Genomic DNA, 16,723 nt, shown 5'->3' on the forward strand with positions numbered 1-16,723 from the left:
AGATTCTCATGAGCAGGGTAAACAAAGATACAGCAGCGGAGTTTCTACAACAGTTCCCCATCTTCCAGGACCTTAGCCCCGAGGAATTAAAGCAGGTCGAAGATATCGCCATTTCCAGAAGCATTCACAAGAAAACGGTTATTTTCAGCGAAGGTAGCGAAAAAGAAGCTGTTTTTTTCATTCGTACCGGGATTGTAAAAGCCTATAAAACGGATGAGAATGGACATGAACAGATTGTCTCTTTCCTCAAAACAGGGGATATGTTCCCGCACACCGGCTTTTTTAACGCACACCCCTACCCGGCTACCGCTGAAGCGATTACCCCTACCGAATTACTGGCCATTCCTGTCAGATTATTCGAACGATTAATGCTCAGCACACCATCGATTGCGATCAAAATTATGCGTGTACTCGGAGACAAAATACGTGAACTACAGGACAAATTACAGGTGCTCTCTGGTCAGGATGTGCGTAATCGTGTGCTCTCCTTCCTTCTCATGCTCGCAGAGCAGCACGGGCAGAAGCATGGAGATCAAATTGTCATCAACCTGCCCATGACACATCAGGAGTTCGCCAATTCCATCGGAACTACAAGGGAAACAGCGAACCGGCTTCTAAACCAGCTTACGAAAGAGCATTTGCTCGAAGTGGATCGTAGCCGGATTATCATTCTTGATTTACAAGCATTGAAGCAACAAAGGGATGCTTAACCACCCAGCTCCACTGCTGGTTCCCCCCCCACGCCCCTTACACCAATCTCTGTGTGCAAAAAGAGACCTTAACGCCTGCAATCGATGTTAAGGTCTCTTGCTGTATGCACAATTACCGACACATGCATCAGGCTATTGTGAGCTCTGGCCTGCCCATGTCACTGAACATGCCCGCATAATATTTGACTTCGCCGGCTTCATTACGGATCGCTGTAATACTCAGCCATTCCTGATAGACTTCTCCGTTTTTCTTCCGATTCCAGATCTCGCCCTGCCAATATCCTTTCTCACGTAATTCCAACCATAATTGGTCATAGAAACGTTTATCTTGCTTGCCGGATTTCAACAGACTTGGTTTCTGTCCAACCGCCTCTTCAGCGCTATAACCAGTGACTGCAGTAAAGGCCGGGTTCACGGAAGTAATAACACTGTTCGTATCCGTGATCAGAATCGCTTCAATTGTATTCTCCAGAATGCTGGCAGATAACTGAAGCTTCTCTTGGTAGAACATCCAGATCACAAGTACCAAGCTAACCAGCGCAATCTGTGACAACGCCATGAAACCAATGGCATAATGCCCCGTCATGCTATACAGCAAAGTCAACATCAACGGTGGGAAGAATCCGCCCAGACCACCCATAGCCGAGATCATCCCATTCGCTACACCTGGTTGTTTAACGAAATACATTGGCACTAATTTGAAAATAGTCCCGTTACCTGTCCCTGCGCATAAGGCCACAGTCAGGCACCCAAAGGTGTAGATATAGAATGACGGCGCGAAGGATAATACAATCGCTGCAATCGTTAATCCGCCGAAGACAAACATTAATATTTTGAACGGATTAAATCGATCTCCAAGCCAGCCTCCAACAGGTCGCATGATGGTAGCAACGAGAATGAACCCCGCTGTACGAATACCTGCATCGACTTTGTCCATCTGGAAGTGACTGACTAAGAAGTTTGGCAAATATACCGTAAACGCCACGAACGAGCCAAATGTCAGAAAATAAAACAAGCAGAGCAACCATAGTTTATTGTTGCGTGATATGGCTTTCAGTTGTTGCATGAGCGGAACATTAACACGAGTTTCCTTTTTGTCCCCTAGAGCAAAATTCAGCGCTGCCATCCCTAGTAGCAGAATACTGTAGAGCAGAACCGTCGTAGACCATCCCATACGATCAGCGATCAGCGGGGCTCCGAATGCAGACAGTGCTGTACCCAGGTTACCAATTCCGTAGATCCCGTTAACAAATCCATGTCGCTCTTTCGGATAATATTTGGGTAGTGAAGTTACACCGACGGAGAAGACAGCTCCCCCAATACCGAGGAAGAGACCACCAATCACCAGATCACTGAACGATGTCGCACGGCTAATCCACCATACAGGAGCCAGCAACAGGACAAAGCTAATCATAAAAATATTACGTGCTCCATATCGATTCGTCCAATAACCAATCGGAATACGGGCAATCGATCCGATCAATACGGGAATCGCTGTCGCCCATGCAAGCTGAGAAGACGTAAGCGCAATATCCTCTTTAATAAATGGCATCAGAGATGACAGGATAACCCATACCATGAAACCAAGAACCAGACTTGCGGTTTGTAAGGGCAGTTGAACTTTTCCTTTATGTTGCATTTACATCGCCCTTTCCTTTTTTTGTTCCTGATTCGGATACACAGCTCCATCTCTTCTGCGATACAACACATAACTGCGTTTCAGATAACCCAGTGGCATACTTAGCATGTGAACCAGACGAGTAAATGGAAATACGCAGTACAGTACAAAGGTAAGCAGAATGTGTACTTTGAAGTTCAGCGGTACCGTCTGCATCAGAACCGGATCAGGCTGGAATACGATCAGACCGCGCAACCAAGGATTAATTGTTGTTCGATAGTCGAAACCTGTGTGATTCACCGCATTGGCCGAGGTCGCCAGTATGCCGGTGACAATGACAATGATCAACATGGCAAGGGCCAGCCAGTCCCCGATGCTGCTTGTGGCCCGTACTCTCCGAGCAACATAACGGCGAACCAACAAAATGACTGCACCTGCAAATGCAATGATCCCCGCAGGCAGTCCTCCTGCGATAGCCATCAAGTGATATCCTTCATCACTCAGGCCGATCCAGCGATAGAACTCCACCGGAACAAGCAAACCGGCAATATGTCCGCAGATTACGGCGAATATTCCAATATGAAAGAGTAAGCTACCCCATTTCAACATGCGTTTCTCCAGCATCTCACTGGACTTGGACGTCCAACTGAAGGGATTCGTCACATATCTCCAGATTGTCGCCGTAATACAGAAAACAATGACCATATAGGGAAGAGCGCCCCATAACAACAGTTCCAGTGTACTCACCGATTCCCCCTCCTCATCTGAGCCGCGATCTGCATGAGATCTTCAGGTTGTTGGTTAGCTGCTTCTTCTTGTTTGGGTACATCAGGAGCTGGGGGCTCAGGAATGACCTGTAACATCAGACTGAGCAATGGTCCATATGGGCTGTTCTGTCCCGTAATGCTTTCGGTCATCGTGACCAGAGCCTTATGGCAACTGGAGAGTACACCCAAGGCATCTTCCTCGGGAGCCTCAGCTACAAATTCAAGCACCATAGGCAGATAATCCGGCAACTCACTTACTTCCATATAAAATCCCGCAGCTTCATATCTGCGCTTCAATTCAATCAAAGCAGGGCCCCGATCCCTTTCATCGCCATGAAGAGCATAGGTGAGATGGAGGTTACACTTTTTATCAAAATCGAATGTTCGAACATAGGCATCCTGCCACTCAATCGAGCTAACAGCCTGTGCTTCATCTACAAATGTCAGCAGGATCTGGTTCATCGTCTCATCCGAAATGGACTGTATAGCTTCATTAACGCCTTGCAATCCTTCTCTCCACGCTGTATCGGGATATTGCAACAGATAAGAGATCAGTTTACAGACCATTCTTCTCGTATACGTATCGTAAACCAGAGCCTGACTTGTACTTTCATTGGTATCGATCATCATCGGTGTCCTTGTCTCCTCTCCCATCAGAATACCCCGCAAGAACCTGGACCACCTGCAAAATCTAGTCCACAGCTGCCCTGTTCGCTGAAGAGATCTTCCACTTCCTCACGGTGAGCTGGCGGGATGACAAAACGGTCGTTGTATTTCGCAATGGCGAGCAGTCGGTACATATCCTCCACTTCCTGAGCATCCATGCCTACTCTTTCAAGCAAAGCCGATTCACTGGTCTTACCCGTCTGCTGGTTACGCATGTGAATGCGCATAACTGCCATTTTCCGCAGTACTTCACGGATTCGATCCGTATCTCCTGCCGTAAGCAGATTGGCCAAATATTCCACTGGAATACGCATGTTATCAATCGCCGGGAAAATATCATTGGCCTCCAGCGAACTTCCCTGTCCCTCTACCCGATTGGTAATTGGGCTAAGCGGTGGAATGTACCATACCATGGGCATGGTGCGGTATTCTGGGTGAAGCGGGAGCGCAATTTTCCAGTCGATAACCATTTTATAAATAGGGGACTGCTGCGCTGCAATAATCCAATCCTCTGGAATTCCGGCCTTGCGCGCTTCGCGAATCACCTCAGGGTCATTCGGATCAAGGAAAATATCCATCTGGGATTCGTAGAGATCCTGATCATTTTCAACGGAAGCAGCGGCTTCAACACGGTCTGCATCATACAGCATCAGGCCGATATAACGGATACGTCCCACACAAGTTTCGGAACAGATCGTTGGCAAGCCTGCTTCAATCCGAGGGAAACAAAGGGTACATTTCTCGGCTTTGTTCGTCTGCCAGTTGAAATAGACCTTTTTGTAAGGGCAACTGGATACACAGAATCTCCATGCGCGGCATGCATTCTGGTCAACCAGTACAATTCCGTCCTCTTCCCTTTTGTACATCGCTCCGGAAGGACAGGAGGACACACAGGCCGGGTTAAGACAGTGTTCACAGATCCGTGGCAGGTACATCATAAAAACCTGTTCAAAATCCATTTTGATTGAGTCTTCGACACCCTTCATATTGGGATCTTCCATCCCCGTTACATGGGCACCTGCCAGATCGTCTTCCCAGTTCGGACCCCACTCCAGATTCATATATTCACCAGTAATCTGGGATTTCGGTCTTGCTACAGGCTGATGTTTTTTCTCCGGACTGTTCGTCAGTTTCTCATACTCGTATGTCCATGGCTCGTAATAATCATCAATGGTAGGCTGATCCGGATTATGGAAAATGTTAAGCAAGCGTCTTGCCCTTGTGCCGGACTTCAATTCCAGTTTGCCATTCTTCATCTCCCAGCCACCGCGATAACGCTCCTGGTCTTCCCATTGTTTCGGATAACCGACCCCTGGCTTGGTCTCCACATTGTTCCAGTACATATATTCTGCACCTGGACGATTGGTCCAGGTGTTTTTGCAGGTTACGCTACATGTATGGCACCCAATACATTTGTCCAGATTCATGACCATACTGACTTGTGCTTTAATCTTCAAGCCAATCCACCTCCTGCAGTTTTCTTATGATGACGTTGAGGTCACGCTGGTTGCCTGTCGGGCCATAGTAGTTGAAGCCATAACTTAACTGGGCATAACCACCGATCATATGTGTTGGCTTCACATGAATACGTGTCGGACTGTTATGCGTACCCCCACGTGTTTGTGATATTTTGGTACCCGGAACGTTAATGTGACGGTCCTGAGCGTGATACATGAAAGCCATGCCGCGAGGAATACGATGTGTTACTACGGCTCTGGCAACGACTACCCCGTTACGGTTGAAGCATTCGATCCAGTCATTGTCGACCAGTCCGGCTTCTTCTGCATCTTCGTAGTTCATCCAGATTGTCGGGCCGCCTCGGAACAAGGTCAACATCGGCAGCGCATCATAGTACATACTGTGAATCGACCACTTGTTATGTGGTGTCAGATAATTCAGGACAATTTCCTTGCCACCTTCAATCGGACGTTTGCTTTTCGGATGGAACGGCGTATGCTTCAACACAGGTTTAAATGTAGCTAATGTCTCTCCGAATTCGCGTAGCATCGCATGATCAATGTAGAACTGTTGTCTACCCGTCAATGTACGCCATGGAATCAGGCGCTCCACATTGGTGGTGAATGGCGAATATCGGCGTCCGCCTTTTTCCGATCCGCTGAAGGCAGGCGAGGTAATGACCGTTTTCGGTTTGGAAGTGATCTCGTCAAATGTAAAACATTCCTCAGACCGTTCCTCAGCCAAATCTTTCAAATGAAGTGCCGTTTTCTGTTCCAGCGCTTCCCACGCACGTACCGCCATCTTGCCGTTCGTTGTACTAGACAAGGTCAGAATAGCCTCCGCAACATTCCGGTCTGTGCTCAGATCCGGACATCCTTGTCCAACGCCATCTTTACGGTGTACGCCCAGAATACCACTGAGTTTTTCATACTCTTCACTGGCAGACCAGGATATGCCTTTGGTACCGATTGGTTTATCCTTCACCACAGGCCCTAGACTGATCATTTTGTTATATACGGCAGCATAATCACGTTCCACGACCTGAATATGCGGCATCGTTTTCCCCGGGATCGCTTCACATTCTCCTGCGCTCCAGTCTTTGATCTCTCCGTACGGTTGAGCAAGCTCATCCGGTGAATCATGCAAGAGCGGAGTAGCAACGATCTCCTTCTGCGGCCCATCGAATTGCTGCTCAGCCATCTCGGAGAATACACGTGCGATTTCCTTGAAGGTATCCCAGTCGGAACGGGATTCCCATTGCGTGGCTACCGCCGGGTTGAATGGATGAACGAACGGGTGCATATCCGTACTGCTCAGATCACTTTTCTCATACCAGGTCGCTGCTGGCAGCACAATATCGGAATACATCGCTGTACCTGCCATACGGAAATCCATGTTAATCATCAGGTCTAGCTTGCCTTCCGGTGCTTCATCCACCCACTCTACATGCTCTGGGCGCAGGCCATGATCGTCATCGTTAAGCAATCCGTTCGTTGCACCGAGCAGATGTTTCAGGAAATACTCATGTCCTTTGCCGGAACTTGAGATCAGATTCGCTCTCCAGACAAACAGTACACGCGGGAAGTTCGCCGGATCATCCGGTTGCTCGATCGAGAACTTCAGATTTTTGTTCTGCAATTCAGAGGCCACATAAGCACCGATCTCATCCTTCGTCGTTGCTCCCGCCTGCAGTGCATCCTGATGCAGATCAATCGAGTTACGATTGAATTGTGGATAGGATGGAAGCCAGCCCATACGCGCAGCCATCACATTATAATCAGCCACATGCTGGAACCGTGGTTTACCCTCAAGCGCTGAGGTCAACTCTCCGACTTGGGTCTCCTCGTATCTCCATTGATCTGTTGCAAAGTAGAAGAAGGAGGTTCCGTTCTGCAGACGTGCAGGTCCAGTCCAGTCACGAGCAAAGGCAATCGTCTGCCAGCCTTCAGCCGGACGCAGTTTTTCTTGACCGACATAGTGGGCCCAGCCTCCGCCGTTTACACCCTGACACCCTGTCATCAGAATTAAGTTAATAATGGCGCGATAGATGACGTCGGAGTTGTACCAGTGATTAATACCGGCTCCCATGATGATCATGGAACGACCTTGGGTATCGATCGCATTCTGTGCGAACTCGCGTGCAATCTGTACGACAGTCTCTTGGTCCACACCAGTGATTTTCTCTTGCCACTTTGGAGTGAATGGTTTTACCTGTGTTGCATGCAAGATGTCGTCTCCATGGTTAACACGTACACTCAATTGCTCCACACCAGTGACCACTTCTGCTGAATCCGCAGAACGTGTCATTTCACGTTCAATTCCGTATTTTGCAAGTACCAGATCGTATACGGCTGTTACTGTAATCCATCTGTCCCCTAACCAAATCTGACGTACAGGAATCTGCCGCTCCATGACATGTTTCTCCTCATCATCAAAGTAAGGCAGTTGAATCGTTACAAGATCATGATGGACGCCAAGCATGGATAGTCTTGGATCAATCGGCTCACCGTTCTCTACCTGTTCCATTTTGAGATTCCATGTGCCTTCTTCACCCCAACGGAAGCCCAAACTTCCTTTTGGCATCGCATAAGTTCCACTGTTTTCATCGTAAACGAGCGTTTTCCAAGCCATGTTATTACCTGTAATGCCCAGATCTTCCCCGACGAGAAATCTGCCTGCTGTGTGTACGCCGTCCTTTTCTTCCACAATCAGCAGATTTGGAAAGTCCGTATACTGTTTGGCATATTGCATGAAATAGTCCGTAGGCTTTTCAATATAAAACTCTTTCAGGATGACATGGCCCATAGCCATTGCCAGAGCGCCGTCCGTTCCTTGTTTTACCGACATCCACGTATCTGCAAATTTCACGTACTCCGCATAATCCGGGCTGATCGACACCACTTTTGTTCCCCGATAACGTGCTTCAGCCAAGAAGTGGGCATCCGGTGTCCGCGTCATTGGCAGATTAGAGCCCCATACCAGAATGTATCCCGAGTTGTACCAGTCACTGCTCTCCGGCACATCCGTTTGATCGCCCCAGATTTGAGGTGAAGCCGGCGGCAGATCCGCATACCAGTCGTAAAAACTAAGCAATGGTGATCCCATCAAGGATAAGAACCGTGATCCTGCTGCATAACTGACCATCGACATGGCAGGAATCGGAGAGAAACCAATAATCCGGTCTGGCCCGTATTCTTTAATTGTATGAATTAGCGAAGCGGCGATAATCTGTGTCACTTCACCCCATGACGCGCGAATTAATCCACCTTTACCCCGCACCGATTTGTATCTTTTCACTTTGGCCGGATCATCAGCAATGCTGGACCATGCTTGAACCGGGTCACCATGCGTCTGAAGCGCATCACGCCACATGTCCAGCAACGCACCACGTACGTAAGGATGTTTGACACGCAGCGGGCTATAGAGATACCATGAGAAGCTCGCTCCACGTGGACATCCCCGTGGCTCAAATTCCGGCATATCCGGTCCAGTTGAAGGATAGTCGGTAGCCTGCGTTTCCCAAGTGACAATGCCGTCTTTCACATAGATCTGCCAGCTGCATGATCCGGTACAATTGACTCCGTGTGTGGAACGCACCACTTTGTCATGCTGCCAGCGGCGACGGTAGACATCTTCCCAATCTCGGTTGACCGGGGACATCTCGCTCCATCCTTCCGCACTTTTTTCACGTTTGGCAAAATATTTGAGTTTGCCCATCCAGGGCATGCTTTTGTTACTCATTGTTGTCCTCCCACATATATGACCTGTTGATGCAAGTTGAATCCTGGACTGCTGTTGCTAACCTCCGATTTGCGACATATGTCGCAGCGTTGGCGTGCCGTCGATCTGTTGCCCGTTTAAGGCTTTTAACATGTCATGTGTTTCGGGTTTGGCTCCGAGAGCCTTGTAAAATAAATCCCGCACCGCCTTGTCATCACCTACGAGTGGACGAACATTGAACTCATCCGACCAGTAGAGACAAGGTTTGATATTTCCATCTGCCGTCAGCCTGAGCCGGTTGCAATTTCCGCAAAAATGGCTGCTCACCGGGTGAATCAGACCAAACGTTCCGGCAGCTCCCACAATGCGATAACTGTCTGCAGGACCATTCCCGTAAATCTCTCCACAGCTTTCGTAATCCCATCGTGCTCCACATGTTTCCAGCACATGTTCGAGAGGCATATACCCTGACCTCCAACCATCTCCACTTTCACCAATAGGCATGTACTCAATAAAACGAATATGAATGGGTTCATCCCGGGTCATCCGCAGAAAATCTTCCACCTCATCGTCGTTCACGCCTTTCATCAACACCACGTTCAGCTTGATCGGATAAAATCCGGCCTTTTGGCTGGCCTTAATTCCATCCAGCACACGCTGCACCTTGCCGCCTCGAGTAATGCTTGCGAATCGTTCTGGCTTCAAAGAATCCAGGCTTATGTTCACCCGGGTTAACCCCGCAGTCTTCAGCAGATCCGCATAAGCTGCCAAATAGATACCATTGGTTGTCAATGCGATGTCCTCAATTCCTGGAATAGCGGATAACATTGCAATCAGTTGATCCAGCCCCTTGCGAACAAGAGGCTCCCCTCCGGTCAAACGCAATTTCCGAATGCCCAGTGGAGCAAGCGCCTTAACGATGGACGTGATTTCTTCATAGGACAGGATGCGTTCTGTCGGTTCAAACTGCATTCCTTCCTCCGGCATGCAATACACACAACGGAGATTACAGCGATCCGTCACCGAAATTCTCAAATAATTATGCACTCTTCCAAACGGGTCCATTAATGTTGAGTCCATACACGTACCTCCCTTCTCTAGGGTGCTGTCTTAACATCAGTCGAAGGAGGAACCTATTCTTCCTCTCATCCAGTGTCATCTTGACGCTAAATATAGGGATGTCTCGATCAGCGAACTGTGCAAAATATCACAAGAAGTGAAACATAGCGCACAGTTGCACATTTATATATGCTCTGCAACCCTTTACCAAACAGGATTTTGGTCTAAATAAGGCAAAATTATGGCAAAAGAAAATATGTGAGCAGGCTCACACAGACCCCTCTTCACCTTTTCTATAATCAAATTGCAACACCACACTATCCCTATCTGGAGGAATGACACATGAACACATACGCAGCAACCATTAATGCCACGGAGTATCCACCGCATTTGAAACATAAAGTTATTTTCGAAACGTTTGATCAATTGCAACCACAGGAATCCATGCTGCTCATTAACGATCACGATCCTAAGCCCCTTCGATTCCAGTTCCAATCCACACATCCCGATGGCTTCAACTGGGAGTATATTGAGCAGGGTCCCACAACCTTCCAGGTCAAAATCAGCAAATTATAGATTGGAGCTGAACCGCTATGGCGCACGTTGAAATTATTGACGATACTACACTCCGCATCACGCTGCGGCTGGAAGACGCCACAAACATGATTCAAATGGCACAGCGTGAGCAAACAGAATATGCGCAAGAGATTATCACCATTTACGAAAAAATGCCTGTATTCGAATATACTCATTTCTGTTTTTACGCCTATGACAGTGCAAGACTTTTTGAGCGTGTGCTCGGCATGGACCCCAAAGCCTATCTGTCCTTCTCCCTCGATGCGCCGGAGTCATTCTTCTATGCGCTGTACGGTGGAATGGCTGCCCTGTATGAATCATCTCTACAGTTGGTAAATCAGGCGGATGTAGCCAGTGCAGGATCGGATGTGAACACACATGTCTCCATCTGATGTCCATATTGTTGAATTGGATGTGCGTCCTCATCTGAGTAAAAAGCTGGAGCCGTTCCAGCTGATCATGGACACGGTCAAAGGCCTTCAGCATGAAGATGTCTTTGTACTACATGCTCCATTCAAACCAACGCCTCTGCTCGGTATTCTCAAGATGAAAGGATACTCCAGCACATCGGAACGAAAGGGTTCGGATCACTGGGTTACCACGTTTGTACACAAAAAAAATAAAACCGGTGCAAAAGCATGTTCTGCAATGGTTTTATCTGGATCAGAAGCTGATTCTGATCCAGACTCCGACGAAGAATCAGCTTCATGTAAAGGACATCCGGAGGAGCAAGCTGTTGCGATTGAAAAATTTGAATCTCTACAGGCGCCCACCGTTATACTGGACAATCGCGGATTGGAACCGCCACAACCCATGATGCGAACACTTGCCGCACTGGAACGTTGCAAACCTGGGGAAGTCGTGCTGATTCATAATGACCGTGTGCCAGTCTTCTTGATTGAGGAGTTGAATAATCTCGGTTGCCCCTACACCGTTGAGGATCAAGCCGATGGTACGGCCAAAGTGAGAATTGAAAAAGGGTAAGGAGGCGAAAGCCATGTCCAGGTTGCCGTTTCTTTTTATCATCACGGGCATCTTTGGATTTGTAATGTATCACGCATTCTCCCTGCTCTCACTGACAGGCTGGCTTGGTGATGAACTCAGAGGACCCGAAGGCTGGTTTCATGCCCATCTGTTTGTGCTCGGTTGGGCAACCATGTTGGCTATGGGTGCCGTTTATCAGTTGATACATGTTATTTTGCAATCCAATATCTACAGTCTGTTTCTTGGTTATTGTCATTATTTCTTGTTCAGTATCGGAATCGGGGGCATGTTATACGGCTTCATTCGTGCAGATGTCATCTGGATTGCCGGTTCTGCTACACTCGCGCTTTCAGGCATTCTATTGTTCGGATGGAATATGAGCGTTACCCTTTTCCGTGCCTCACAGTGGAATCCGGTGACGATCAGTGCAGCTTGTTCCTGTATTTATCTGGTTCTAACCGGGCTGTCCGGTATGCTTATGGGTCTGAATTTTGCCTTTGGTGATTGGAACGGTCTGCATGAACGCTTATTCGGTGCACATATCTGGATGGGAACACTCGGCTGGTTTGGCATGTTAATTACCGGCTTCAGTTACAAAATGCTGCCCATGTTCTACCTGTCGCACAATTATTCCATCCGATTGCAGAAAGTGGTCCTGGTTCTGTGGAACGCAGCTGTAATCACAGGCGTTGTCGCATTTCTGACTGGGTTCAAGGGAGGATTGCTCTGGCTTGCGCTCTTACTTCTAACCGCATCCCTTCTCTTCTATGTGTATCACTTGGAGCAAATTCAGGAGAAACGGCACAAAAGTAACCCCGGTCCGGGCATTCGCTGGTCTGTGTATGTAAGCCGTGCGTTTGCTGTATATGCTGTTGCCCTACTGATCTATTCCTCGCAAGGCACTGAACTGCTGCTCCATCCACGTGTTGTTCTGCTGTCTGGATGGGTATATCTCGGGGGTTGGGTGTCTCTCACCATACTTGGCTATGCCTCCAAAATCGTGCCTTTTCTATGGTGGACCCACAAATATGGCAAGCAGGCAGGCAGACCCGGAACACCGCTGATGGCAGGTATGCTGAGTGAACGGTATGTCAATTGGGGTATGCTCGCTATGGTCGCTGGAAGCCTTTTGCTTGTCAGTGGAATTCTAATTAATCTGGCAGAGGTCATGATGGTTGGAGGGACGATCCTGTCTCTTGTCTCCATTGTTTATATAACAAATATTGCTTTGGTATTCAGACGTTAACATAACTAAGGTGGACTGGAGAGTGAACATGATGGAACAAACCACGCATTTGCTGGAATGTCTGAAGGAAGTGTATGACCCTGAATTAGGTGTCAATATTGTTGACCTGGGTCTGGTGTATGAAGTAAGGGAAGAACCTGAACGGGTACATGTACGGATGACGCTGACTACGCCAGGTTGTCCGTTGCATGATACGATTGTCGGTGCGGTGAAATGGGTTTTGCAGGAAAATACGAATAAAACCGATATTGATGTACAAGTGGTGTGGGAGCCACAATGGTCTCCACAGCTGATGTCGAATGAAGCCAAAGAAATGCTGGGATACTTCTAGGCAGAATGAACAGTGACCGGATGAATGAACAAATTGCTGCCGGAATACGAAAAAGCGTACTTAAGATCTGATACTCTCAGACATAGGTATGCTTTTTGTTTTGCGATGGGAACATACTCTTGATCAAGGTATTCTTGAATAAAAAAATAAATAAGGAAACTCCAGAATAGAGTTTCCCTTATGCTAAGTGCCGATCAGTGAATCAGTTTATTGATTCCTTAATATTAGATATTAATGTTAGATGTCTTTTGCATACGATGCTGCTGGCACTTTATTTAACACCACGAACAAGCGAACCTCCTGCTCTCCTGTATTATGGAATGCGAACTCGACCTCACCGCCGCAATGAATCACATCCTCTTGTTTCACCACTTGTTCTTTTCCATCCAGAATAAGTGTACCTGTGCCTTCGACCACCAGTAAAATAACGTCTGTGCCCGGATGTTTATGAACAGGAAGCTGCTGACCTGGCAGAAAATGAAGGACAAAGGTCACTCCACCACCCTGTTGGAATAAAACCCTTTTTGTAAAACGGTCCTCACTGAATGCTTTGACTTCTTGCAACGACGTAATACTCATGATAATCGTCCTCCTCGATATTATAATCTGTGAATACATTCATCTTAACGCAGGAAAGCCCGCGTTTCCTTGATCTGAATCAAGAAAATGCGAGCAATGAACAGATCATGAACGGTTAAATATGATCATTTGTTTCCTGGATGTCTAAACCATCATTTTGCGCAGAGAAGATATATATCTGGAACGGATAACAAAGAAATAAAACGTCTGTGCAAGGACAAACGCCCCAAATACAGTCAACACCGGAACCGTATAATTGGTAATACCGAATTCAGTCAGGAATGGCTTAACCACGACCAACGTTTCAATGATGGCTACTCCGATCGGTAAGAAGAACAGAATAGCAATCTGAACGGTGGATGATCGTTTCATCTCCTGGAAACTGAGACCCATTTTCGAAAGAGAATGCACCATTTTCCCATCTGCTTCAAGATCGGTATGCAGTCTGAAATACAGAAAGCTTGCGGAAGAGATGGAGAAGATTAATCCGATAAATATGCCAAGAAAGGTGAAGAGTGCTGTGCCCTGTCTGTATCTCTCAAAATCTCCATATCGAGTGGTCAGAAACCCGGAGTAATTCTCATCCGAAGAAACATTATCGCTTCGAATGGTATCTGCGGACGAAAGTAGCTGATCGCTAACCATGGCTTCCGAGGAGTGCCTGTCCGGTACAGCATGACCCCATGCAGGAATGTGATACAGAACTTTGCCAGATAACCTGTTTCCTATGAGCTGTTGTGTGATCTCTTCATACTGCTCATCCGGAAGAACGACTACACCTGTAGAATAGATCAAGGTTGCGAACCGTGGCTCTACATCCGTAGCTGTAACTCTTCCTTGCAATGAGCCATCCTCCATATTTAGCGTCAAAGTGTCTCCTTCCGCATAATCACGAAACCTGTTTCGATCAATCTGATCCTGATCCTTCTCATTACGCGAATCTACGAATAATGCTGAACCTGATTTCAATTGGAATGTCTTTTTTCCTAGGATTGTATTGAATCGGTTGTAATGACTGAGCGGCATAACCGAGACAGCACTCTGATCCGCATCAGACCAGAAGTACTCCAGGTACACTTGCTGATAATCCAAGCCTGCGGCTTCAAGTCTCGAATCAATCGAGCTCATATCCATTTGATCTGAAGGTGTGTACACATTGTATTGGACTGGAAAATCATTATTGGTAAACTGCTCCCGATTCTCTTGATCTAGTGACAAAATTACAACAGCACTCATTGAAGCAATCGCAATCACCACGGTCACCATAAACAGCATGCGAGCATTATCTTTCATTTTGTAACTTATCTCTGAGATCCATAACAGACGTGTACCATGCCATACCGTTTTCCGATTACGCTTCAATAAACGGATGATGAGCACGGAAAGCTGTGAATAGAAAAAATACGTTCCCGCTATGCCTGTAACTGCTGCAAGCATGATCGTTCCGCCATTCAACTCACTGCGCAGTACCACAAAGCCGACGGTAAGTAATGCCAATCCCAGAAGTGAGAAGAACCACGAAGCTTTGGGCTCTTTTTTAGGTTTGCTCGTACCCGTCAATAGCTCTAACGTCCGTTTGTTCCCGATAAATAGCAGTGTGAAGAGCGAAATACAGAAAAATAATAACAGAAAGGCTGCTACCGTAATCAGAATCGCTTTGATTGGAAAATAAAAAGGCAGATCATCCATTCCGATAAAACGAGTGGTTAACATCAGAAACAGCTTCGACAACAACATGCCTCCGCCTATACCAGCAATAATGGATAAGCAGCCGATCAACATGTTTTCCAAAATGACCAATCTCCGAATCTGTGCGGGCTCTGCACCAAGTATGGTCAGAATGCCAAACTCCTTGTTCCGTGATTTGAGAAAAGCACTGATGGAATACATGACAAAGAAAAATGCAAACACATATACAATGATCGAAGCCACCTGCATCCCCGTAGCAGTTGTGTCACCCATCGGCAACTCTGTCACATACGGATGATAAATGAACACCGCATAAGCGAAGAAAATCATGACCATAAACACACTACTTAGAAAAAAAGCAATATACGCTCGCCCATTTCGACGAATATTGTTAAACGCGAACTGAGGAAAGCTCATGTGAATTCCCTCCCCAGAAGGATAAGGTGTCGATGATCCGCTGAAAGAACGTCTGTCGATTATCTCCGCGGTGTACTTCGGCTGCCAGTTTTCCGTCCTTGATGAACACAATTCGGTTACAATAACTTGCAGCAAGGGGATCGTGTGTAACCAGCATAATGGTCGTTTTCTCCTGCTGGTTCATCTGTTCAAGCGACTCCATGACCGCCTGAGATGAGGTAGAATCCAGCGCGCCGGTTGGTTCATCCGCCAATACAATTGAAGGCATATTGATCATGGATCTCGCAATGGCTGTGCGCTGTCGCTGTCCGCCCGAGATTTCGTAGACTCGTTTATCCAGAATGTGATCAATCCCGAGCTTGGCTGTAATGCGTTGTAGTCTGCTCTCCATCTCCTTCAGTTTGAACTTGTCCAGTGTCAATGGAAGTACAATATTCTCAGCAACAGTCAGCGTGTCCAACAGATTGAAATCCTGAAAGACAAATCCGAGTTCCCGACGTCGGAACATGGCAAGTTCTTTCTTTTTCATATCAAACGGATTCATGCCATTAATCAGCACTTTGCCCGAGCTGGGTTCATCAATGGTCGAGACCATGTTTAATAACGTGGTTTTGCCACTGCCCGAAGGGCCCATAATGCCCACAAACTCACCTTGCTTGATTGTCAGATGAATATCACTAAGGGCTTGAGTTTGCACTTTGCCCTGATACACTTTGTTGAGTGCCGATACCTGTAACATTTCCATGTGTAATTCCCTCCTGGTCCATCATTCTATATACGTTTATTTCTATTCTTATCCTAACTGACCTCCTGTAACGGTGCTATCGAATTACCTTAAACTTCTCTTACAACCCGTTTAAGGTTTTGTTCCCCTGTTTTCTCGATTACACTTCTGTGCATTAA

At 47.1% G+C, this 16,723-nt stretch carries 15 protein-coding genes; 6 read left to right on the top strand and 9 right to left on the bottom strand.

What is annotated here, in order from left to right; translation table 11 throughout:
* Nucleotides 1–8 precede the first annotated feature (8 nt).
* Complete coding sequence (locus tag NYE45_RS17965) at nucleotides 9–710, top strand: Crp/Fnr family transcriptional regulator (RefSeq protein ID WP_340013501.1); 702 nt, start codon at nucleotides 9–11, stop codon at nucleotides 708–710.
* 127 nt (nucleotides 711–837) lie between these two features.
* Here NYE45_RS17965 and NYE45_RS17970 read toward each other — a convergent pair whose 3' ends face one another.
* Genes NYE45_RS17970 through moaA form a run of 6 tightly spaced genes read right to left on the bottom strand, consistent with a single transcriptional unit; the run spans nucleotide 838 to nucleotide 10,019 of the window.
* A complete protein-coding gene (locus tag NYE45_RS17970) occupies nucleotides 838–2,349 on the bottom strand; it encodes an MFS transporter (protein ID WP_340013502.1) in 1,512 nt (503 codons plus the stop codon).
* The gene (gene narI, locus NYE45_RS17975; protein ID WP_169481142.1) at nucleotides 2,350–3,075 is read right to left on the bottom strand and encodes a respiratory nitrate reductase subunit gamma; all 726 of its coding nucleotides are present in this window, start codon (nucleotides 3,073–3,075) and stop codon (nucleotides 2,350–2,352) included.
* Nucleotides 3,072–3,764, bottom strand: coding sequence for a nitrate reductase molybdenum cofactor assembly chaperone (gene narJ / locus NYE45_RS17980; RefSeq protein WP_340013503.1), 693 nt, complete (start codon nucleotides 3,762–3,764; stop codon nucleotides 3,072–3,074). The genes narI and narJ overlap by 4 nt, the downstream gene beginning before the upstream one ends.
* On the bottom strand, nucleotides 3,749–5,218 hold the full coding sequence (gene narH / locus NYE45_RS17985) for a nitrate reductase subunit beta (protein ID WP_340013504.1): 1,470 nt from the start codon (nucleotides 5,216–5,218) through the stop codon (nucleotides 3,749–3,751). The genes narJ and narH overlap by 16 nt, the downstream gene beginning before the upstream one ends.
* A complete protein-coding gene (locus tag NYE45_RS17990) occupies nucleotides 5,208–8,960 on the bottom strand; it encodes a nitrate reductase subunit alpha (protein ID WP_340013505.1) in 3,753 nt (1,250 codons plus the stop codon). The genes narH and NYE45_RS17990 overlap by 11 nt, the downstream gene beginning before the upstream one ends.
* Nucleotides 8,961–9,017: 57 nt before the next feature.
* A complete protein-coding gene (gene moaA, locus NYE45_RS17995; RefSeq protein ID WP_340013506.1) occupies nucleotides 9,018–10,019 on the bottom strand; it encodes a GTP 3',8-cyclase MoaA in 1,002 nt (333 codons plus the stop codon).
* 321 nt (nucleotides 10,020–10,340) lie between these two features.
* Between moaA and NYE45_RS18000 the strand changes: the two genes are divergently transcribed.
* From NYE45_RS18000 to NYE45_RS18020, 5 genes are read left to right on the top strand one after another with little or no spacing between them, the layout of a single operon-like run.
* Entirely contained in the window at nucleotides 10,341–10,574 is a 234-nt protein-coding gene (locus tag NYE45_RS18000) for a DUF2249 domain-containing protein (protein WP_036613358.1), read from the top strand.
* Nucleotides 10,575–10,591: 17 nt separating this feature from the next.
* Nucleotides 10,592–10,966 carry a hypothetical protein gene (locus NYE45_RS18005; RefSeq protein WP_340013507.1) on the top strand — a complete coding sequence of 125 codons (375 nt, stop codon included), beginning with the start codon at nucleotides 10,592–10,594 and terminating at the stop codon, nucleotides 10,964–10,966.
* Nucleotides 10,953–11,558 (top strand): DUF2249 domain-containing protein, encoded by a 606-nt coding sequence (locus NYE45_RS18010; RefSeq protein WP_340013508.1) that lies wholly within the window; start codon nucleotides 10,953–10,955, stop codon nucleotides 11,556–11,558. Before NYE45_RS18005 ends, NYE45_RS18010 begins: the two co-directional genes overlap by 14 nt.
* Nucleotides 11,559–11,571: 13 nt before the next feature.
* Entirely contained in the window at nucleotides 11,572–12,804 is a 1,233-nt protein-coding gene (locus NYE45_RS18015) for a hypothetical protein (protein ID WP_340013509.1), read from the top strand.
* 28 nt (nucleotides 12,805–12,832) lie between these two features.
* Entirely contained in the window at nucleotides 12,833–13,135 is a 303-nt protein-coding gene (locus NYE45_RS18020) for a metal-sulfur cluster assembly factor (protein WP_197997654.1), read from the top strand.
* Between the two features lie 237 nt (nucleotides 13,136–13,372).
* Here NYE45_RS18020 and NYE45_RS18025 read toward each other — a convergent pair whose 3' ends face one another.
* The 3 genes from NYE45_RS18025 to NYE45_RS18035 form a co-directional block, all read right to left on the bottom strand.
* Nucleotides 13,373–13,714 (bottom strand): cupin domain-containing protein, encoded by a 342-nt coding sequence (locus NYE45_RS18025; RefSeq protein WP_340013510.1) that lies wholly within the window; start codon nucleotides 13,712–13,714, stop codon nucleotides 13,373–13,375.
* Between the two features lie 144 nt (nucleotides 13,715–13,858).
* Nucleotides 13,859–15,820, bottom strand: a complete 1,962-nt coding sequence (locus tag NYE45_RS18030; protein WP_340013511.1) for an ABC transporter permease — start codon at nucleotides 15,818–15,820, stop codon at nucleotides 13,859–13,861.
* On the bottom strand, nucleotides 15,795–16,565 hold the full coding sequence (locus NYE45_RS18035; protein ID WP_340013512.1) for an ABC transporter ATP-binding protein: 771 nt from the start codon (nucleotides 16,563–16,565) through the stop codon (nucleotides 15,795–15,797). Before NYE45_RS18035 ends, NYE45_RS18030 begins: the two co-directional genes overlap by 26 nt.
* Nucleotides 16,566–16,723: the final 158 nt, after the last annotated feature.

The sequence above is a fragment of the Paenibacillus sp. FSL K6-1318 genome (assembly GCF_037976905.1).
Taxonomy (GTDB): domain Bacteria; phylum Bacillota; class Bacilli; order Paenibacillales; family Paenibacillaceae; genus Paenibacillus; species Paenibacillus amylolyticus_A.